The organism is Streptomyces sp. NPDC005728 (assembly GCF_040630895.1).
In the GTDB taxonomy this organism is placed as follows: domain Bacteria; phylum Actinomycetota; class Actinomycetes; order Streptomycetales; family Streptomycetaceae; genus Streptomyces.
The window spans coordinates 1-19,478 of the sequence record NZ_JBEXYL010000052.1 but is presented as its reverse complement, the minus strand read 5'-3'; the positions used below and the strand labels follow the sequence as shown (position 1 = coordinate 19,478).

17 protein-coding genes and 1 pseudogene are annotated in these 19,478 nt (G+C 70.9%); 5 read left to right on the top strand and 13 right to left on the bottom strand.

Going from position 1 to position 19,478, the window contains the following annotated elements:
• Positions 1 to 12: 12 nt before the first annotated feature.
• Both ABZ471_RS29390 and ABZ471_RS29385 read right to left on the bottom strand, forming a co-directional pair.
• Positions 13 to 840 carry an SDR family oxidoreductase gene (locus ABZ471_RS29390; protein ID WP_359070537.1) on the bottom strand — a complete coding sequence of 276 codons (828 nt, stop codon included), beginning with the start codon at positions 838 to 840 and terminating at the stop codon, positions 13 to 15.
• Positions 841 to 901: 61 nt separating this feature from the next.
• Positions 902 to 1,573, bottom strand: coding sequence for a hypothetical protein (locus tag ABZ471_RS29385; protein ID WP_359070535.1), 672 nt, complete (start codon positions 1,571 to 1,573; stop codon positions 902 to 904).
• A 424-nt stretch (positions 1,574 to 1,997) separates the two neighbouring features.
• Here ABZ471_RS29385 and ABZ471_RS29380 point away from each other — a divergent pair, with 424 nt between their 5' ends.
• Positions 1,998 to 2,933 (top strand): LuxR family transcriptional regulator, encoded by a 936-nt coding sequence (locus tag ABZ471_RS29380; protein WP_359070534.1) that lies wholly within the window; start codon positions 1,998 to 2,000, stop codon positions 2,931 to 2,933.
• Here ABZ471_RS29380 and ABZ471_RS29375 read toward each other — a convergent pair.
• The 6 genes from ABZ471_RS29375 to ABZ471_RS29350 are packed head-to-tail and all read right to left on the bottom strand — an operon-like array spanning position 2,866 to position 9,062.
• On the bottom strand, positions 2,866 to 3,537 hold the full coding sequence (locus tag ABZ471_RS29375; protein WP_359070532.1) for a DNA methyltransferase: 672 nt from the start codon (positions 3,535 to 3,537) through the stop codon (positions 2,866 to 2,868). The genes ABZ471_RS29380 and ABZ471_RS29375 overlap by 68 nt on opposite strands.
• Before the next feature lie 4 nt (positions 3,538 to 3,541).
• Positions 3,542 to 4,807, bottom strand: coding sequence for an MFS transporter (locus tag ABZ471_RS29370; RefSeq protein WP_359070530.1), 1,266 nt, complete (start codon positions 4,805 to 4,807; stop codon positions 3,542 to 3,544).
• Positions 4,804 to 6,159 carry a hypothetical protein gene (locus ABZ471_RS29365; protein ID WP_359070528.1) on the bottom strand — a complete coding sequence of 452 codons (1,356 nt, stop codon included), beginning with the start codon at positions 6,157 to 6,159 and terminating at the stop codon, positions 4,804 to 4,806. The genes ABZ471_RS29370 and ABZ471_RS29365 overlap by 4 nt, the downstream gene beginning before the upstream one ends.
• Positions 6,156 to 7,457 (bottom strand): ATP-grasp domain-containing protein, encoded by a 1,302-nt coding sequence (locus tag ABZ471_RS29360; RefSeq protein ID WP_359070527.1) that lies wholly within the window; start codon positions 7,455 to 7,457, stop codon positions 6,156 to 6,158. Before ABZ471_RS29360 ends, ABZ471_RS29365 begins: the two co-directional genes overlap by 4 nt.
• Entirely contained in the window at positions 7,447 to 8,079 is a 633-nt protein-coding gene (epsC, locus tag ABZ471_RS29355) for a serine O-acetyltransferase EpsC (RefSeq protein ID WP_359070525.1), read from the bottom strand. Before epsC ends, ABZ471_RS29360 begins: the two co-directional genes overlap by 11 nt.
• Positions 8,076 to 9,062, bottom strand: coding sequence for a cysteine synthase family protein (locus tag ABZ471_RS29350; RefSeq protein WP_359070523.1), 987 nt, complete (start codon positions 9,060 to 9,062; stop codon positions 8,076 to 8,078). Before ABZ471_RS29350 ends, epsC begins: the two co-directional genes overlap by 4 nt.
• Before the next feature lie 232 nt (positions 9,063 to 9,294).
• Between ABZ471_RS29350 and ABZ471_RS29345 the strand changes: the two genes are divergently transcribed.
• Positions 9,295 to 13,194, top strand: coding sequence for an amino acid adenylation domain-containing protein (locus ABZ471_RS29345; protein WP_359070522.1), 3,900 nt, complete (start codon positions 9,295 to 9,297; stop codon positions 13,192 to 13,194).
• On the top strand, positions 13,191 to 13,406 hold the full coding sequence (locus ABZ471_RS29340; protein ID WP_359070520.1) for a tautomerase family protein: 216 nt from the start codon (positions 13,191 to 13,193) through the stop codon (positions 13,404 to 13,406). The genes ABZ471_RS29345 and ABZ471_RS29340 overlap by 4 nt, the downstream gene beginning before the upstream one ends.
• Positions 13,407 to 13,412: 6 nt before the next feature.
• Here ABZ471_RS29340 and ABZ471_RS29335 read toward each other — a convergent pair whose 3' ends face one another.
• The 4 genes and pseudogenes from ABZ471_RS29335 to ABZ471_RS29320 form a co-directional block, all read right to left on the bottom strand.
• Entirely contained in the window at positions 13,413 to 13,610 is a 198-nt protein-coding gene (locus ABZ471_RS29335) for a hypothetical protein (RefSeq protein WP_359070519.1), read from the bottom strand.
• Positions 13,611 to 13,689: 79 nt separating this feature from the next.
• Positions 13,690 to 14,021 (bottom strand): annotated as a pseudogene (locus ABZ471_RS29330) (DoxX family protein).
• 355 nt (positions 14,022 to 14,376) lie between these two features.
• Positions 14,377 to 15,663, bottom strand: coding sequence for a transposase (locus ABZ471_RS29325; RefSeq protein WP_359070517.1), 1,287 nt, complete (start codon positions 15,661 to 15,663; stop codon positions 14,377 to 14,379).
• Positions 15,664 to 15,741: 78 nt separating this feature from the next.
• Positions 15,742 to 17,433 carry an IS1182 family transposase gene (locus tag ABZ471_RS29320; RefSeq protein WP_359070515.1) on the bottom strand — a complete coding sequence of 564 codons (1,692 nt, stop codon included), beginning with the start codon at positions 17,431 to 17,433 and terminating at the stop codon, positions 15,742 to 15,744.
• Positions 17,434 to 17,526: 93 nt separating this feature from the next.
• On the opposite strand from ABZ471_RS29320, the gene ABZ471_RS29315 reads away from it, so the two are divergent.
• A complete protein-coding gene (locus ABZ471_RS29315) occupies positions 17,527 to 17,919 on the top strand; it encodes a VOC family protein (RefSeq protein ID WP_359070513.1) in 393 nt (130 codons plus the stop codon).
• 71 nt (positions 17,920 to 17,990) lie between these two features.
• Here the strand turns inward: ABZ471_RS29315 and ABZ471_RS29310 are convergent, their stop codons facing one another.
• The gene (locus ABZ471_RS29310) at positions 17,991 to 19,235 is read right to left on the bottom strand and encodes an MFS transporter (RefSeq protein WP_359070512.1); all 1,245 of its coding nucleotides are present in this window, start codon (positions 19,233 to 19,235) and stop codon (positions 17,991 to 17,993) included.
• A gap of 100 nt (positions 19,236 to 19,335) precedes the next feature.
• Between ABZ471_RS29310 and ABZ471_RS29305 the strand changes: the two genes are divergently transcribed.
• On the top strand, positions 19,336 to 19,478 hold a 143-nt coding region (locus ABZ471_RS29305), incomplete at its 3' end, for a DUF5937 family protein (protein WP_359070615.1).

The following is a 19,478-nucleotide window of genomic DNA, read 5'->3' as shown; positions in this document are numbered from 1 at the left end:
CCGCAGCCGTACTCAAGGCCGAGAGCCCCCGCCGTGGCGTGGTGCGACGTGGAAGTCGAACCCGAGCGTTCCCGGGTCGAGGGCCGTGGCCCCGCCGTCGACGGTGAGCACGGCGCCGTTGACGTACGACGCGGCCGGGGAGAGCAGCCAGCAGATCGCCTCCGCGATCTCGCGCGGCTCACCCGGCCGCCCCAGGGGCAGCAGCCTGGTTGCCTCCTCGTAGGCAGCCTCGACGCCCCCGCCGCCCAGATCCGTCTCCTCCGCGAAGCGCGCCATGCGCCGGTCGGCCATCTCGCTGCGCACCCAGCTGGGGCACACGACGTTGGCCCGCACCCCCTGACGCCCGTAGTCGACGGCGACGGAGCGGCAGAGCTGGAGCAGGGCGGCCTTGGAGGTGGCGTACGGGGCGTTGCTCGTCCCGTTGCGCAGCGCCGACACCGAGGCTACGGCGACCACTGCCCCTCCGCTCTCCAGCAGGTGCGGGATCGCCGCGCGCAGGAGCAGCAGCGGACCGGTGACGTTGGTGCGCATCACCTCGTCCCAGTCCGCCAGCGACAGGTCCCCCACGGCTCCCCCGCGCCCGATGCCCGCGTTGAGCACGAGCCCGTCGAGCCGCCCGTACGCGCTCAGAGCCGCCCGGACGAGCCCCTCGACCGCTTCGGGGTCCCCGACGTCGGACGGATACGCGAGCGCGCCGGTCTCCCGCTCCACGCGCCGCAGGGGCTCGTCCCGCCTACCGGAGACGACCACCTGGTGACCGCCTTCGCACAACAGCCGGGCCGTGGCCTCCCCGATGCCCGAGCCTCCACCGGTCACGATGACAACACGCTTGTCCGCCACAGCTGTTCAGCCCCCTGGGTCGAGATCACACAACGCGTTCGAGCCTAGGGCCTGCCCGCTGTCAGGCTCCGATCGCCTGCAGGAAGCGCTCGGCGTCGTCGGGTTCGGCCAGGCGGCCGAGGTTGAGCCAGGACCCGTCCGGGAAGCGGAGGAAGAAGTCGCGGCGGCCCGGCTCCCGGTCGAGGTGGGCCTCGCCGTGTGCGAAGGCGGCGACGACGTCGAAGTCGTCGGCCTTGGTGGGCGACAGACGGCGGCCGGGCGAGGCCGCCAGGCAGATCCGGTCGCCGGTGAGCAGCAGCAGGCGCCGACGGTTGGGCGACTGTCCGTACCACCGCAGCAGCAACTGCCCTGCGGTCAGCGTCCATTCGCCGTCGAAGACGCCGTCGGCCGGCTCCTGGCGGCGTGGACGCTCGGCGCCGCCGCGCGGTCCGTCCGTGGCGCGCGCGGCACGCTGCCTCGCCCCCTCCTGGCGGCCACGCTTCGAGCCGAGCAGCCACTCGACCCTGTTCACGAGCTGGTCGGCGAGAAAGTACGGGACGACGACCACCGCGGCAAGCGTCAGCCCGGTGTAGTACAGCCAGTGCCGGCCCGGCTTCAACCGCCCCTTCCCGGCTGCCCGGTGGACGTCCTTGGGCGGTGTGGGGATGTCGGCGCGCAGGCCGCACCAGACCAGGGCCACCGGGTCCTCGCCGAGGATCTTCCGCGCCCGCCGCTGCACCTTCCGCTTCGCCATGCCGAAGATCCTAGAAAGGCGGTGCGTCACGACTGCGACCGGCCCCGCGCCGGCCGCGCTGCGGGACACGGAGGAACTCCACGCCGATGCCGCGTCCCTGTGGTGCCGGGTGTGCACGGCGCCCGGCGCAGCCGAGGAGACCCGCCGGCAGGCTCTGCGGCGAGCCATCGCCGTGGAGCCGAGAACCAGGCCGGCCACGCCCTGCGTCAGGCCCTGATCGCATCGGACCGTGGTTCTCGAAGTGGCACGGAGCGTTGATCCAGCATGCCTCGAGAGCCCTCCCCCCGTATTGCGGCTTCTTGAGGGTTCACCAATGATCTGGAGGGGGCGAGACCTGCTGGTACGGCACGGACCGCACCTGGCTGCTGCACTGCACGCGGCCATGGGGGTGCCGGGGTTTCGAGAATAGGGGGGATTCACGGACATGAGCGAAGGCAGGATGCCGACGCGGGAGGCTCTGTCCCCCGTCGACTCACCGGTGGAGTCCCTGCTGCGGATCGCCGACACGCTCAGCAGCCTCGAGCGGTACGCCACCGAGACCGCCGGTCAACTGGTCCTCGCCGAAGGCGCCGACGCCGGGGCCGCCGAGGCGCCGGGGAGCATCCGGTACATCGAGGACCCGGGAGCCGTCCAGGACGCGATCAACGAGGTGCTGTGGCGGGCGAGGCGGGAGATCCTCACCGCCCGGCCGGACGGCCCCGGTCCCGGAGCCACGCTCGACGAGGCCCGTGCGGTGGTCGGCGACCCCCTGGCGCGCGGGGTCGCCATGCGGACGCTCTTCCCGCACAGCGCCCGGTTCTCCGAGCCCACCAAGAAATACGTGCAGGACGTCATGACGTACGGCGTGGAGGTGCGCACGCTCCCGGAGTTCTTCGACCGGCTGATCGTCGTCGACGGCGAGATCGCCGTCATCCCCGGCGGCGAACGCCGCCACAGCGCCGTGCTGATCCGGGACCGCGCCGTCGTCGCGTTTCTCGGTGACGTCTTCGAGAGGGCCTGGGTACGGGCCGAACAGTTCCCCTTCCGTCCGGTGCGGGCGGCGGATGCCGCGGGCGAGGTCGTGCCCGACCTGCGTCAGGCCATCAAGACGCTGCTGGTCGAGGGCCGCTCCGACAAGGCGATCGCGCGCCGCCTCGGCATGAGTCTGCGGTCCGTGCAGGGTCACATCGCCCGGCTGCGCGAGCAGTACGGCGCCCAGCACCGCTTCCAGCTCGGCTACCGGATGGCGCGCAACGAGGACGCCGCCGCGCACACGGCGCCTCCCGACTCCGTCGCGGGTCTGAGCACCGGCCTCACTTCCGGGCCATCAGCAGATACTCGTGCGACCGGTTCGTCCGCATCGGGTCGTCGTCGTCCTTGACCGGCCAGTCGTAGAGGTGGACACGCTCGTCCCCCAGCGTCAGATGGCGGCCGAGCACGCGCGCGGCGTCCCAGGCCAGCGGGACGAACCGGTCCGCGATCCGCCGGTTCTGGACGGCGATGACCGCGTAGGCGCCCGGCCGCATCACCCGTGCGACGGCCGCGAAGGCCTCGTCGAGCGCCACCAGATAGGCGTCGTAGTCGCGCAGCGCGTACATCTGGCCCGGGTCGGGCGCTTCGAGGTCCAGGTTCGTGCCGAAGTACGGCAGGTCGCACAGGACCAGGTCGACGGTGTCCGGGTCGAGCGGAGGCCTGCGGGCGTCGCCGCAGAGCATGCGCTGTCCCGGGTGGCGCGCGACGCGCTGCCGTGCCTCTTCGGCGCGGGCCGGGTTGATCTCGATGCCGACCCCGAGCCGCCCCTCGGCCGCGCAGGCCACCAGGGTGGTGCCCCAGCCGGCGAACGGATCGAAGACCAGGTCGCCGGGCTTGGTCAACTCGGCGATCAGCGGCCTCAACTGGCTGACGAGACCGCTCTGCCCCGCGGCCTCGTCCTGGGCGAACTCCGGGTCCTCCGCGCCGAGCACGCGCCAACTGGACATCCCCATGACGTCACGCAACCTTTCGTGTGGAGCTGGTTTCGGATACGGCCGGTCCGGCCTCGGGCGGCACCGGATGCACCGCGGCCCGCGGCAGCCTGGGCTCCAGGCGCAGCACGCCCAGCGCCGAGCCTGCCGTGGCCACCGCGAGGAGCAGCCACATCCCGGTGGGCGACAGCGACAACAGGGCCGTGAGCACGGTCGGCGCGAGCGCGATGGGCACGGCCCACGACAGCTGGTAGACCGCGAGATGACGGCCGCGGGTCTCCTCCGGCGCGGCCTGGGCCACCAGCGCGGAGGCCGTGGCGCCGTGCAACAGCTCGCCCGCGGTGAACGCGGCGGTGGCGGCGAACACGCCGGCGATCAGTGCGGCCCCGGTCGACAGGCTGCCGAGCACCGCGAAGGTGACGAAGGACAGCGCGAAGACGCTCGCGCCGAGCGCCACCGCACGGGTCCTGCGGTACTTGACCAGGAGCCGGGTGACCGGAATCTGCAGCACCGCGATACCGACCGTGTTGACCGCGTACAGGATGCCCACCAGCGAGACGGGCGCGTCCAGTTCACGGGTGACGTACACCGGGAGGGCCACGGACAGCACCATGTATCCGAAGGCCGTCGGGATGTTCAGGAGCGTGAGGCCCAGGAACGGCCGGTTGCGTGCCACCATCCGGTAGCCGCCCTTGCGGGAGACCCGGCCGCCCGCCGGCTGTGCCGGGGCGCCGGGGCGGATCGTGCTGAGCAGTGCGGCCGCGAGCAGATAGCCGGCGGCCGCCCCGAGCACGACGAAGTAGAACCCAGACTCGTCGAGGGCGAGGGCCGCGCCCGCGAGGAGGCCTCCCACGCCCATCCCGGCGTTGCGCAGACTGCGTTGCAGGGCGAGCAGCTTGTCCCGCTCGGTGCCCTGCACGATCTCCGCCACGAAGGACTGGATGGCCGGCGGGTAGGAGGTGTCGCCGAGGGCGACCGGCAGCACCACGGCGAACATGGCCACACCGTTGTCGACCAGGGGATAGGTGCAGAACGCCGAGGCACGCAGCACGTATCCCCCCACCAGGACGGCGCGGGCGCTGAAGCGGTCGATGAGGACGCCGGCGACCGGGTTGCTGACCAGGCCGATCACCGAGGCGGCCGTCACGATGGCGCCGACCTGGGTGAGCGGCAGACCGGTGACGTGGTGGAAGTAGAGCAGCGACAGCGGCAGGTACATGCCGCTGCCGGTCGCGTCGACGACCATGCCCAGCATGTACCGGAAGCGGACGGACGACAGCTTCTGCGTCATGACGCCTCCGCCGGCCCGGTGCCCTGCTCGCGCCCGGCCGGGGCGACCTTCCCGGGCGGCGCCACGATCTTCGTCTCGGCGATGACCCGGGCACCGAGGGCGCGCAGCCTGCGCTCGCACTCGACGCGGGTCGGGGCCGAACCCACCGCCGCCGTGAGGAAGTCCGCGGAACCCGAGGCCGGGGCGATCACCTGGCCCTCCTCGGCGAAGAGCCAGAATCCCTTCACCCACTCCTCGTCGGGGACGGCGGGCAGCGAGCGCACCAGGCCGGGCCGCTTCATCGTGAGCACCTGCCCCGACATGCAGCGCGGCCGCAGCGGCGCCCCGTCGTCCGGGGCGCCCTCGGCCGCGGGCAGCGAGAGGCCGGCCTCCGCGCGGGTCACCTGCACGGCGAGCTGGATCCCGAAGAGGGTCTCGAAGACCTCCCGGATCTTCGCGCCGCCCGACCGGCCCGCGATCTCGCACAGCACCAGACGGTCGTCGGGCGTGTGGAAGACCTCCGCGTGGAAGGCGTGGGTGCGCAGCCGGGAGCCCTCGGGTTTCAGGGCGGTCAGGGTCTGCTCGATCAGCGTGAGCAGCCGGGGGGTGAGCGGGTCGTCCACGTCCAGGGTCAGGTCGACCCGCGGACCGGGATCGGCCCCGAACGAGGCCAGGTCGTACTGGTACTGGGAGGGCCAGGCGGCCACAGTGCGGCCGTCCACCACCAGCCCGTCGACGTGGCACATCCGCCCGGGGACGTAGGCCTCGATGAGCAGGTCGTCCCGGGAACCGTCCCGGTAGGCCTCCGCGAGCCGCAGCTCCAGCTCGTCCGGGTCGGCGACGATGCGCAGACCGATGGAGTTGTAGCCCTCCCGGTGCTTGAGCACCACGGGGAATCCGTGCCGGGCCGCGAAGTCGCGGGCCTCCTGGGCGCTGCCCGGCACGGTGTGCGGGGCGACCTCGATGCCGGCCCGCCGGGCCAGCTTCTTCATGAGGGCCTTGTCGCGGAACGGCGTGATGTCGTCGCTCCAGGCCCCGTCGAGGCCGAGGCGCTCACGCAGCCGGGCGGCGAGGGCCACGTCCGCCTCGTGGTGGGCGATGACGTGCGTGATCCGGTACTCCTCGGCGAGGGCGAGCGCGCGGGAGGGCACCGCGTCGTCGTCGAGGGTGTCGAAGAGTTCGAGGTGGGTGAAGTCGTGGTCGGCGTCGCCCGGGATCTCCTCGCCGGCCAGCTCGATCTTGTCGCGGGCGGCGAGGACGACGATGTCGCCGGGGTACGGCGTGCGGCCGTCGAGGCCGGGGGCGTCGCCGTCCAGCCACCGGCGGTAGGGGAAGGCGGCGAAGGGGTTGCGGTGCAGGACGAGGACGCTCATTCCGAGATCACCGTCCGGTCGCTCACCGGGGCCGCTTCGGCCAGGCCCGGCCGGCCGCCGGGGTCCTTCACCCGGACCTTCACCACGTCGCCGACGAGTGCGGCGCCGCGCCGGATCGCCGCGGTGGTGTCCTCGCCGGTCACGGCGACCAGACCGAGACGGTCCCAGTTGTCCCGCAGGGGCCGTACCGTCTCCCCCGGCTTGGCGCTGATGCGCACCGCGAGCACATCGGCGAGAGCCTGTGCCTCGGTGACGCCGTCCACCGACTCCACGATGTCGCCCGGCCGGCCCACCACCGACCGTACGGCGGCTCCGCCGTGCGCCTCGGGCCGGTCGGGCAGCTGCTCGGCCAGGCCGAAGGGCGCGCCGAGGGCGAGTGTGACGGTGTCGATGCCGTAGACGCTGTGCACCAGGTCGGTGATGGCGTCCCCGGCGATCCGGTTGTGGCTCTCGATGACGCGGGGGCCGCGGGCGCCGATCCGGATCTCGGTGTGGCAGACGCCGTCCCTGACACCGATCCGGTCCAGGAATCCGAGGACGGCCGCGCGTACCTGTTCCTCGACGGCCGCGCCGAGCCGAGCGGGGACCGCGTGCCCCAGTTCGGCGAAGTGCGCGGGGTCGGTGAACTTCTCGGTGACGGCGATGACCACGTGGCGCCCGGCGGAGCTGAAGGACTCCACGCTGTACTCGGGGCCGTCGAGGTACTCCTCCATCAGGAAGTCCTGCAGCAGCATCAGCGTCGAGACCCGGTCCGTCCTGGTGCCCGACAGCCGCTGTACCTCGGCCCAGACCCGGTCGGCGTCGGCGGGCCCGTCGAGGCGGTACACGCCGATGCTGGCGGTGGCGTCGGTCGGCTTCACGATGAAGGGGTAGCCGTGGCGCTGCCCGAAGGCGTCCAGGTCCGCGCGCCCGTGCAGCTGCTGGGCGCGCACCGCGTCGGGGTCGAGCCCGGCCAGGTGCTCGCGCATGACCGCCTTGTCGCGGAAGCGCCGGGTCACCTCGTAGCCCGTGCCGCCCAGGGCGAACAGGTCGTTGATGCGGGCCGCGTTCTCCAGACCGGGCTCGGTGATCGAGGTGGCGGCGGCGAAGCCGGGCGAGTCCCGGAGTCGCTTGGCTATCGGCTCCACCAGGTCCCAGCGGGTGTAGTCGACGACCTCCAGGTGGTCGGCGAGGCGCTCCTGCTCGGCGTTGACCTTGGTGGGGTGCTGCAGCAGCAGGACATGCAGGCCCAACTGCTTGGCCTTGGCCACCGTTTCGTCGGTGGCGCCGACGAGCAGCAGTGAACGCTCAGGGTTCATGGGTCCGTTCCGATCCGTTCCGGTGTGGGGGCTGCGCGTCGCGGCGCGCACGGGATCTGGGCACGTGGTCGATGGTCGCCTGCGGGGCGCGTACATGCACCCCCTTGGGTACGTCGCTGAGCACCAGGGACATCGCGCCGATCAGGGCGTCGTCGCTGATGGTGATGGGCCCGAGCAGGGTGGCGCCCGCGCCGACCGTGACGCCGTTGCCGAGGAGAGGATGACGGCGGGTGCCCGGCCGGGCCTGCTCCTGATCGTGCCACCAGCCGAAGGAGCCGAGCGTGACCTGGTGGAAGAGTGACACGTCGTCACCGATGACGGCGGTCTCGCCGACGACGACTCCGCTGCCGTGGTCGACGAAGAACCGCCGGCCGATCCGTGCGCCCGGATGGATCTCGATGCCCCCGGTGAGCACCTTGGTGGCGGTGCACACCAGGCGCGCGGTGAGATGGCGGCCGCGGCGGTAGAGGAAGTGGCTCGTACGGTGGCCCAGCAGGGCCAGCACCGTCGGGTGCAGCAGCGCCTCGGTGCGGGACCGGACCGAGGGGTCGCGGGTGACGATGACGTCGAGGGTCTCCCTGATCCGCTGGCGCAGCGAGGGCGAGGCGTGCACCTTGCTCATCCGGCCTGCTGCGGCGCGGTGCCGGCCTGCGCCCCCGGGGCCTCCTGCGCCTCGGGCCACCAGCTGAGGTAGCGCTCTCCGGTGTCCGGGAAGACGGTGACGACCGTGGCGCCGGCCAGATCGTGCCGGCGCGCCAGCTCCACGCAGCCGTACGCGGCGGCGCCCGAGGAGACACCGACCAGCAGTCCGGTGGAGGCGGCGAGGGTGCGGGTGGTGGCCGCGGCGTCACCGTCCTCGACGACGATGACCTCGTCGATGACCGCGACATCGGTGACCGGGCTGGTGAATCCGCCGTTCAGGCCAGGGATGCGGTGCGGTCCCGGTTCGCCGCCGGACAGCAGGGGCGAGCCCGCGGGCTCGACCGCCACGACCTTCACTTCCGGGTTGCGTTCCCGCAGGTAGTGGGCGATACCGGTCAGGGTGCCGCCGGTGCCGACGGTGCACACCAGATAGTCGACGTGGCCGCCGGTGTCCCGCCAGATCTCCGGGCCCGTGGTCTCGTAGTGGGCGCGTACGTTGTCGGCGTTCAGGTGCTGACCCGCGTACCAGGACCCGGGGGTCTCGGCGTGCAGCTGCTCGGCGCGCTCCACACAGCCGGCGAAGCCGAGGGTGTGGTCGGTGAACTCGACCTCGGCGCCCAGCATGCGCAGGGTCAGCAGGCGCTCCCGCGAGGCGTTGTCGGGGAGCACGATCCGGCAGGCGTAGCCGCGGGCGGCGGCCAGGGCGGCCAGGGCGATACCGGTGTTGCCCGAGGTGGACTCGATGACCGTCGCACCGCGCCGCAGGGCCCCTGACTCCTCGGCGGCGCGCAGCATGAACAGGGCGGCACGGTCCTTGATGCTGGACAGCGGGTTGGCCGCCTCCAGCTTGGCCAGCACATGCGCGTCGGCGGGCAGCCCGGCGAGGCTCAGCCGCAGCATCGGGGTGTTGCCCACGAGTTCCTCGAGTGAGCCGACGACACTGCCGGTGGATAGTTCGGTCACGGGGCCCTCCGGATCGGTTCTGCCCGACACGTGCCACGGGTTTCCGTGCGCTCCCGAACCTGGCATGTGCTCTCCCCGAATCTGCCGCTCCCCGTGCGCCATGGCCACGCCGGTCATGGTTCGGGTTGCCGCACTGCACTGATTGCGGGGGTCGCTCGCGGCGCCGGTCCTGGCTGACATACGTACGTTCGAGCGCGAGGTCGAAGACCCATCCGAACACGGGGGTACGTAGATGAAGATCCGGGACGCCACCGAGACGTGCCTGCCCGATCTGCTGGACTCGCAGGCTCTCGCCCGCCCCGGCGACATCGCCGTGGTCCACGAGGGGGAGCCGCTCACCTTCCGCGAGCTGGCCGACAGGGCCGAGGACGTGGCGCGTTACCTGCACCACCTCGGCGTCGGCGCGGACGTCGGCGTGGGGCTCTTCGTCGAGCCCTCGCTGGATCTGATGATCGGCGCGTGGGGAATCCTGCGCTCCGGCGGGGCCTATCTGCCGCTCTCCCCCGACTATCCGCAGGAGCGCATCCGCTATATCGCGCAGGACGCCCGCCTGGGTGTCGTCCTCACCCAGGACGTCCTGCGGAACCGGCTGGCGGAGTTCCTTCCCGCGGACACGGTCGTCATCACCCTCGACGACGTCGTGGAGTTCACGAAGCGCAGGACCGACGCGGATCCGGCCGAGCTGCCGGACGGTCCGCGCCCGGCGGACCTGGCGTACATCATCTACACCTCGGGCAGCACCGGTAGGCCCAAGGGGGTGATGATCGAGCACCGCTCCCTCGCGCATCAGATGCGCTGGCTCGCCGGCTCCTTCGCGCTCGGCGCGGACAAGACCGTCCTCCAGAAGACCCCGATCAGTTTCGACGCCGCGCAGTGGGAGATCCTGGCCCCCGCGTACGGCAGCCGGGTCGTGGTCGGGTCCGGCGGCATCCACCGGAACCCCACGCACCTCATCGAGACCGTCACCCGCCACGGCGTCACCACCCTGCAGTGCGTGCCCACTCTGCTGCAGGCCCTCGTCGACACCGACGAACTCGACCGCTGTACGTCCCTCACCCACCTCTTCAGCGGCGGCGAGGCGCTCTCCCGGACGCTCGCCAAGGAGCTGACCCGGGCGCTGCCGGGGGCCGCCCTGGTCAATCTCTACGGCCCGACCGAGTGCACCATCAACGCCTCGGCGTACACGGTCGACCCCGCCGCCCTCGACAAGGGCCCCGACGCCGTTCCGATCGGCGCGCCCGTGACCGGCCTGCGCTTCCACATCCTGGACGCCGAGGGCCGCCCCGTGGTCGCCGGCGAAACCGGTGAACTGCACGTCAGCGGCGTCCAGTTGGCGCGCGGCTATCTGCACCAGCCCCAGCTGACCGCCGACCGCTTCCGGCCGAACCCGGGCCCGGGAGCACCTGCCGCTCCGGGTGCCCAGCCGCCTGGGCCCGGCCACGACCGGCTGTACCGCACCGGCGACCTGGCCCACTGGAACCCGGACGGCACCGCCCAGTTCGCGGGCCGGGCCGACAACCAGGTCAAGCTGCGCGGCTTCCGGATCGAACTGGACGAGGTACGCCTGGCCATCGAGACCCACGACTGGGTGAAGAACGCCGCTGTACTGCTGCGCACCGACCCGCGCACCGGCGCCCAGAACCTGGTGGCGTGCATCGAACTGAGCCCGCGCGAGGCCGCGTTGATGGACCAGGGCGAACACGGCGAACACCATGTGTCGAAGTCGTCCAAGCTCCAGGTCAAGGCCCAGCTGTCGAACCCGGGCGTGCGGGACGCGGCCGATCTGGCCGGGCGGCCCACCGTGCGTCTGCCCGGCGCCACCGCCGGTCCCGAGCAGCGGCGCCGGGCCTTCGCCCGCAAGACGTACCGCTTCTACGAGGGCGACCGGCTGGCGGTGGCGGACGTGCTGACGGCGCTCGGGCGGCGCACCGAGGGCGTCGGATCCCGTCGCCCCGAAGAACTGCCCCTGAGCGAACTCGGCGCCGTACTACGGAACTTCGGGCAGCACCTCAGCGAGGAGCGCCTGCTGCCGAAGTACGCGTACGCCTCCCCCGGATCCCTCTACGCGACGCAGCTGTACCTGGAGCTGGCGGGGATCCAGGGGCTGCCCGCGGGCTGCTACTACTACCACCCGGTCCACCACGAGCTGGTGCTGATCCACCGCCTCGACGAGGCCGCGGAACCCGGCGTGCGGGTGCACTTCGTCGGCCGCAGATCGGCGATCGAGCCGGTGTACAAGAAGAACATCCAGGAGGTCCTGGAGATCGAGGCCGGACACATGGCCGGCCTGTTCGACGAGGTGCTGCCCGCCCATGGCCTCGCTCTCGCCGAGGCGGCGTACGACAGCGGGCTGAACCGGCTCCTGGGCTGCGCCGAGGACGACCACCACCTGGGCTCCTTCGAGCTGGTGCCCTGGACGAGGGCACACGCGCAGGCACCCGCGCATAACTCCCTCGACATCTACGTGCAGTTCCATCCGGGCAGCGGGGCCGGGCTGCCCAGCGGCCAGTACCGGTACCGAGCGGGCCGGCTGCACCGGATCAGCGACGAGCTGATCCTCAAGCGGCATGTGATCGCCGTCAACCAGGCCGTGTACGAGCGGTCCGGCTTCGGCATCACGCTCGTCAGCCGCGCCGCCGAGCAGGGCAGGGAGCGGACGGGCTATCTGGACCTGGGCCGTGAGCTGCAGCACCTGATGATGAACACCAGCAACCTGGGCTTCATGTCGGCGGGTTACAGCTCGCGCACCGGGGACGACCTGCCCGCCGCCAGACGCATGACGGCGATCCTGCGGGAGGCGGGGCAGCACACCGGGCCCTCGTACTTCTTCGTCGGCGGGACGGTCAGCGCGGAGCAGCTCCGGCACGAGGGCATGCACGAGGACCAGGTCCATATGAAAGGGCCGGAAGAGCTGATCAGGGAGGATCTGGTCTCGTCCCTGCCGGAGTTCATGCTCCCCGGCCAGATTCTGGTCCTGCCCGAGCTGCCGCACACGCCCAACGGCAAGCTCGACACCAAAGCCCTCGAGGGGTACGTCGACGAGGCGGCGGCCCGCGCCCGTCCGGTGGTGGAGCCGCGCAACCGGGTCGAGGCGCGGCTGTGCGGTCTGTGGAAGTCGGAACTGAAGCGGGAGTCCGTCTCCGTGCACGACGACTTCTTCCGGCTCGGCGGGAACTCGCTGATCGCGATCACACTGGTCAAGCGGATCAACGAGGCCTTCAACTGCAACCTGCCGCTGCAACTGCTGTTCGAGGCACCGACGGTGGCGAAGCTGGCGGAGGCGGTGAGCACCCGGGCCGCCGTCGCCGCCTCCCGGCTCGCTCCGCTGCGGGCCGACGGCAGCGAGCCACCGGTGTTCTGCTGGCCCGGGCTCGGCGGCTTCACCATGAACCTACGACTGCTCGCGGCCCGCGCACCCGGGAAACGGCCGGTCTACGGCATCCAGGCGCACGGCCTCAACGAGGGCGAGACGCCGTACCCGTCCATCGAGGAGATGGCTGCCGCCGATGTCGCAGCACTCCGGCGCGTCCAGCCGGAGGGTCCCTACACACTGTGGGGCTACTCCTTCGGCGCACGGGTCGCCTTCGAGACGGCCTGGCAGCTGGAGCAGTCGGGCGAGCGGGTGGAGCAGCTGTTCCTGCTGGCACCGGGATCGCCACGAGTGCCAGGCGCCCCGAAGACGCCACCGCACACCCCGACGGCCGACTTCGCCGACCCCGTCTTCACCACCCTCCTCTTCTCCGTCTTCGCCGGCGCCGTCAGCGGCCCGGGCCTCGAGGAGTGCCTCGGCGAGGCCACCGACGCGGAGAGCTTCGCGCGGTTCGTCGACCGCCGGTACCCGCAGCTGGACCCCGAGCTGACCCGCCGCGTGGTGGCCGTGGTCTGCCGTACCTACGGCTTCACCTACAACCACGTCGCCCCGGCCACGCGCCGGGTCTCGGCGCCCGTCACCGTGTTCCGGGCCCATGACGACGAACCGTCCTTCATCGAACGCACCCCGGGCCGTACGGCAGCCCCGCCCACCCTCGTCCAGCTGGAGACCGACCACTACGGGGCGCTGCGCAACCCGGGCGTCGACGAGCTGGCCAAAGCCCTTCACCGACACACAAGGAAGCTCTCATGCCTCACGTGACCATTCAGCACTTCCCGAAGTCCCTCACCGCAGAACAGCGCTCCCGCCTGGTGGATCAGGTGACGGCCGCCGTCCGAGAGACGTTCGAGGTCGAGGAGACCGCGATCTCCATCGCCCTGACACCCGTCACCCCCGAGGACTGGCACGCCCGCGTCTACCAGCCCGAGATCGCGGCCCACCGCGACAGCCTGGCCAAGGCGCCGGGTTACTGAGCGGCCTCACCCGAGCCCGCGCCGGTGGACCTCGGTGGCCGTGAACGCCCGGTGCAGCTTCCGTACGGAGACGCTGAGTTCACGGGACGGCATCGACGGGGAGAGGTCCGAATCGGCGAGCCTGCTGTCCACGAGGTCCTTCGCCGCCTGGGCAAGGGTGCGGCCCAGCCGAGGCTCGGTGCCGTCGGCCTTGCCCCTCGGCACCCCCGGTCGACGGCGGCCTCAATGCCTCGAGCGGGCAACCTCTCATCGGGATGTGACGCTGCTGACCCCCTGCCCGACGTCACAGCCATGTAGTCGCCAGCCAGGCGGTCCCGGCCGCGGCGAACATGAGCGTGAGGTTGAGGGCGATCCGACGGTCTCCGCGGCTCAAGTGCACCCTCGTCGCGGCGATCTGCAGGACGACGAACCCGAGGGCCGCGCCAGAGCCGACCAGGGCGCGATGCCGGTCAGCGGCGGGAGGACCAGCCCGATCGCGCCGAGCACTTCGATCACCCCGACGGCCCTGACGGCCGGCATCGGCGTGCTGTCCACCCAGGCCATCATCGGTCGGAGCCGCTCCCGGCTCCGGACCACCTTCATCCCGCCCCCGTAGAGGTAGAAGAGGGCGAGCAGGCCGGCGACGAACCCGTAGGCGACCTGCGGCCGCTCCTACGAGGAGCGCCACCAGCTCGGACACAACGATCGACGCATGGGCACATCGTAGCGTCAGCCACCGCGACCCGTGTGAAACACCGTCAGATCGCGCCACGCGGACGCCTGATTCCAGCCGTTGGTCAGCACCCCGTTTCAGCGGGTGGCTGTCCGGCATTCCCTGCCCTCGACGCCGTGAACAGTGCTGCTTAGGATCACGGGCAGGGCATCGCGTGTCGGTCACCGGCCGGGGAGGCATGGAGATGCCCGTGAGATCGCCTTACGGAGGCATTCCACACATTTGACTTCCTCCTCGTCCTGGAGGACGAGGATTCCCCTAGGCGGGGGGTCGGCCGGTTGCCCGGCTTACGGGTTCCTGCTTCACGGACCGACCAGTGTCGAGGTCTCCACAGGCTGAGGCGGCCTGTCCGGCCGTCTTGATGTTCTTCGCCGCGTTCACGTCTGCGTGATCAATGTTGCCGCACCCGGGGTTCTTGCACACGAAGACCGATTGGCTCTCTCGGTTTCCTTCGGTGACGAGCCCGCAGGCGTGGCAGCGCTGCGACGTGTACGCGGGGTGCACCTTCACCACGCTCGTGCCCGTGTACCGGGCGGCGCTCGTGAGGGCAAGTTCGATGCGGTGCCATCCCTTGTCGAGGATGGCCCGGTTCAACCCGGCCTTGGCCCGCACGTTGCGGCCTGGTACCTCCAGGGTGCCGGACGCCGAGGCGCAGATGTTCTTGATCCGCAGGTCTTCGAGGACGACCAGGGCGTTCTTCTGGACCAGGTGCGCTGCGGTCCGGGCACAGAAGTCTCCACGCCGGTCCGTGACGCGGGCCATGATCCGGCCCATGGCCGTGATCGTCTTGTGCCGGTTGACGCTGCCCCTCTTCTGCCGGGCGAGACGCTGCTGAAGCCGCCGGTAGCGGACCGTCTCCCGGGGCGTGATGAACTCCCTGTCGAAGAACTCGCCGTCGGATGTGACGGCCGCGGCCTTCACGCCCCGGTCTATGCCGACTGCCGTGCTCGGCATCACGTGCTGCTCGGGGGTGACGGCCTCGTCGTCCACGAGGAACGACACGAACCAATGGCCGGCCTTCCGCGAGACGGTCGCCGAACGGATCTCACCGCCCAGGGGACGGGACCAGCAAAAGCGAACCCATCCCAACTTCGGCAGCTTCACCCGCCCCCGCTTGCGGCCCAGCCGCTCCACCGTGACCTGCTTCGCGTCGGGGAACCGGAACGACGGCGACCAGCGGGCCTTCGAACGCCACCGCACCCTGAACGTCCCGTGCTCCCGGCACGCCCGGTCCAAATCCTTCAATGTCTGCTGGAGGACGTGCGACGGAGCAGCCTTCAGCCATACGTGCTCGCGCTTGGCGGCGGCCAACTCGGCGCACTGCGGCACGTAGTTCATCCACCCGTCACGACTTCGATACTCGCGTCGCTGCTCCAGCCCGGTGTTCCACACCACCCGACAGATATCCGCAAACTCCAGACACTGCATAGCCTGCTCACGGGTCAACTCAAGCCGGTACCTACGCCCCGACAGCATGAAACACCCCCTTCGAACCGATATAATCAACATAGCGGAGGCCACTGACAACGCAGCGGACTCCGCCACTGCGCGGCTCCGGACCGAGGATGAGCTAACCCCGACCTAAAAGACTCCGTTGGGAAATCCGTAAACCGGGCTGGGTGATCAGGCTGCCAGGTCGAGTGCGGCAAGGTGTGAGGTTCTCGTCGTGCCGAGGGGTGTGTCGGTGAGCCAGGCGTCGAGGCGGATGAGATTGATCGCGGTAGCGGCGAGCACGTTGCCTAGATGGGTCTTGGCCAGGCCGGTGTATCGGCTGCGGCGGATGCCGGTGCGGCGGACGGCCTGCGAGATGGTGCCTTCGACGCCGGCCCGGACGTTGTAGCGGGCCTTCCATTCGTCGGTCTGTTGCTCGTGCCGGCGCTGTTCGAGGACCTGCTGCTGTTCTTGGGGCAAGAGAGTGAGGCTGCGGCCGTATCTGCCGTTCGCGGCCATGGTGCACCCCGTGCGGGCCTGGCAAGGGTCGCAGTCCTGAAGTGCGAAATGCACCCGGGTGATCGGGGTACCGCTGGTTTTGCGCTGGTCGGACCAGCTGACGCTGACCGCTCCCTGCGGGCAGGTGACCCTCCGGACATGCCAGTCGACGACGAAGGCGCTCTGTGGAATGTGCTCCCCGTCGTGACGTTCGTGGACGGTATCCAGGCCGACAGGTCCGAGCAGGTCGACTTGATGCCGGTCGCGAGCGGTGACGATGTGGGCGGCGGTGACGTAGCCGGCGTCCACGGCATGCTCGTCAGGAAGTAAATCCCTTGTGGCCAGGTCCTGGTGAATTGCTTCGGTGGCCTCGGTGTCGCCGACGGTTGCGTTCGTGGTGAACACGTGGGTGATCACATGCGGAGCGTCGGGCTCGCAGGTCTCGCTCAGGTGGGTCTTGTAGCCGCACCAGCCTGAGCCCCGCTTCCGCCCGTAGCGGGCATCGAGGTCGTAGGGCGAGGACAGCCGGTGTCTGGCCGGCGGGAGGTCCTTCACCTCCCGCCAGCGCACCTCCTCACCGTCACGGTGGTACTGCTCGACCCAGGCCCGGCGCAGGACCTGAACAGCGGGGATCTCCCGCAGCCAGGCGGGTGCGTCAGGTGCGAAGGCGGCCTCAAGGAGGGTGAAGCCGTCCCAGCCGACCTGCCCGGCCCACTTCTGCCGGACGTTTTCGCCTTTGGGGAAGCGATAGGAGTCGATCCGGGCTCCGTAGCGCTCGGTCCAGGCGGTGGTGACCACCGTCGAAAGCCACTGCGGAGCGGCCGCGGCCAAGGCCTCCAGCGCCGCCCGCAAGGTCTCGCCGACGAACTCCATCCGGTTCAACACCCGCACCGTGGCCAGCACATGCGTGGAATCCGTCCGCTGGCGACCGCCTGCCCGCAAAAGTCCGAGCCCGGAGATCCGCTCCAAGATCAAGTCCAGGACCCTCTCCTCCAGCCCGTGCTCGATCAACCGGGACCGGAAATCACCCAGGACCGTGAAATCGAAACCAGGATCATCCAGCTCCAGTCCCAGCAGGAACTTCCAGTCCATCCGGGCCCGAAGCTGATCCGCGGCCTGCCGGTCGCTCAGCCCCTCCGCGAACTGCAGCACCAACACCAACGCCAGAGCCCCCGGTGAGATCGCCGGCCGACCCCGCGCGGGGAATGCCTCGGCGAACGAGCCGTCCTCGAACAGCGGCCCCACCGCTTCCCGAATGCAGATCGCCAACGTTCCCTTCGGGAACGAGGCCCGCACCACCCGCGCGGTCAGCTCCGGCACCCCGACGTCAGACCGTGACTCCAGCGACACCCAGCCCCACCCTCGATCGACGGACACGCCGATCATGGCAGCCCGGACGACTCACCATCGCCGGATTGCGGATTTCCCAACGGAGTCCTAAAAGACGGGGCTTGCGCTCAAGAGACCCGGTCAGTCGAGTTGAACCACACCATCATCCACGCCCGGGAGAACCGGGAGTCGGCCCAGTTCCTGACGCACGTCCTGGGGCTCGAGGTCGGGACCGAGTGGGGCCCGTTCATTCCCGTGGCCACCAGCAACGGGGGCACCCTGGACTTCGCCGTCATCCCGTCGGAGTCGATCGTCATGCAGCACCCTGCGTTCCTCGTCTCCGACGAGGAGTTCGACGCGGCCTTCGCGCGTATCCAGCAGGCCGGGATCACGTACTACGCCGATCCGCACCTGAAGCACCCCGGAGAGATCAACCACCACGACGGTGGGCGCGGACTGTACGTCATGGATCCGGCCGGGCACGGCATGGAGATCATCACGCGGCCCTACGGGAGCCAGGAGCAGCCTCCGACGGCTTCGTAAGGCATCGGCAGGCCAGGGTGCGCCCTGGCCTGCCACGCCGTGGCGGAGTTCAACTGTCGCGAATCCCGCGCTCACGATCCTGCTCGCGCCCGGCGGGAACAATCGCCGAGCTGCGTTTCCTGATCCTTCTCGGTGGCAACGGCGGAGGCGGAGAGGAGCGTCGCGGCGGCGAGGCCGCCCCAGAGGGCGGCCGGGCCGTGGGGTGCGAGAGCCGTGATGACCGCCGGGGAGACGGCGAGGCCGAAGCCAGTGGAGAGCTCGAAGCGGGCGAGGGCGCGTCCCAGGACATGGGCGGGGGCGAGGGCGGTGACGAGCGCGGTGGCACTGCCGGCGTAGATGATCTCGCCGATGGTGCAGAGCACGGACACCGCGGCGACGGCCGGGGCACCCCAGCCGTGTCCCGGTGAGGTGGCCGCGAGGAAGCCGAGATAGGACGCGGCGAGGACCACGCCGGCGAGAGCCAGCACGGTCCGCCGGGAGAAGCGGCGGGACATCAGGACGGTGACCGGAACCTGCAGGGTGACCACCAGCACCGTGTTGGCCACGAAGACGGCCGCCGACCACACCGGGGATGCGTGCAACTGTGTCACCAGGACCAACGGGAGCGCGATTTCGGGGACGTTGAGGCAGAAGACGTAGACCACGTTGGCGGCCAGCAGCGCGCGCATCCGAGGTGCGGGCCCGTCGGCCCGGTCCTCGGCCGGGGCGGCGGCCGGACGCGCGTGCAGGTGGACCGACCACGCCAGGGCCGCCGCAGCGAGATAGGCGAGCCCGGTGACGGCTGCCAGCGCCTGCAACGCTGTGGTGCCGCCCGCCAGGCAGACGGTGGCGACGAGGGCGCCGACGCCCAGCCCGGCGTTGCGCAGGGCACGGCCTCCCGCGAGAGCGGCATCGCGCTCCCGGCCGTGTGCGACCGTGGCCACGAGAGCTGCGTGGGCGGCCGGCCATGCCTGGTTGCCGATGCCGAGGAAGAGCGCCGCCGTCGCGAACAGCCAGACGTGCCCTGCCGGGGTGGCCAGCAGCAGCGCCACGCCCACTACCCGCACCAGCATCGACGCTGCCACGACCGTGCTGCGTGCGCCCCGGTCCAGCCATCGGCCCACCGCGGGCATGCACCCCAGACCCACGACCACGCCGGCCGTCATGGCGATGCCGGTGGCCGGCGCCGACAGGCTCAGCACCGTCACCCCGTAGAGCAGCAGAAAGGGCCGCAGCAGGCCGGTGCCGAGCGCGTCCACGGCCAGGGCGACGGCATAGCGCGGGCCTCCGGAGGCCCGGACGAGGGCGCGGGGCCGGATGTTGGTGGTGGTTGCCATGGCGTCAACGGTGTGTGCGGCCGCCGGGCGGGGCCGCGTGGGTTGACGGACACCGTCAACCCACGGCGTCACCGGCCGGGCGGTCGGTGATGCTGAGGGGATGACGTTGAGGATCGACATCGGCGGCCTGCCGTCCGAAGCAGTGCGGTTCGCCGCCTCCCCGCTGGCCGAACTGACCGCGATGCTGCACGTGCTGGCCGAGCCCGGGCATCATCCGCAGCTCGCCGGCTGGGCCGGGGACGT

What these genes read in the sequence shown, in the direction of transcription:
- ABZ471_RS29345 (WP_359070522.1), top strand. Translation starts at nt 9,295, where the DNA reads ATGAAGATCCGGGACGCCACCGAGACGTGCCTGCCCGATCTGCTGGAC.
- ABZ471_RS29380 (WP_359070534.1), top strand. Translation starts at nt 1,998, where the DNA reads ATGAGCGAAGGCAGGATGCCGACGCGGGAGGCTCTGTCCCCCGTCGAC.
- ABZ471_RS29320 (WP_359070515.1), bottom strand. Translation starts at nt 17,433, where the DNA reads ATGATCGGCGTGTCCGTCGATCGAGGGTGGGGCTGGGTGTCGCTGGAG.
- ABZ471_RS29360 (WP_359070527.1), bottom strand. Translation starts at nt 7,457, where the DNA reads ATGAACCCTGAGCGTTCACTGCTGCTCGTCGGCGCCACCGACGAAACG.
- ABZ471_RS29365 (WP_359070528.1), bottom strand. Translation starts at nt 6,159, where the DNA reads ATGAGCGTCCTCGTCCTGCACCGCAACCCCTTCGCCGCCTTCCCCTAC.
- ABZ471_RS29375 (WP_359070532.1), bottom strand. Translation starts at nt 3,537, where the DNA reads ATGGGGATGTCCAGTTGGCGCGTGCTCGGCGCGGAGGACCCGGAGTTC.
- ABZ471_RS29370 (WP_359070530.1), bottom strand. Translation starts at nt 4,807, where the DNA reads ATGACGCAGAAGCTGTCGTCCGTCCGCTTCCGGTACATGCTGGGCATG.
- epsC (WP_359070525.1), bottom strand. Translation starts at nt 8,079, where the DNA reads ATGAGCAAGGTGCACGCCTCGCCCTCGCTGCGCCAGCGGATCAGGGAG.
- ABZ471_RS29385 (WP_359070535.1), bottom strand. Translation starts at nt 1,573, where the DNA reads ATGGCGAAGCGGAAGGTGCAGCGGCGGGCGCGGAAGATCCTCGGCGAG.
- ABZ471_RS29310 (WP_359070512.1), bottom strand. Translation starts at nt 19,235, where the DNA reads ATGGCAACCACCACCAACATCCGGCCCCGCGCCCTCGTCCGGGCCTCC.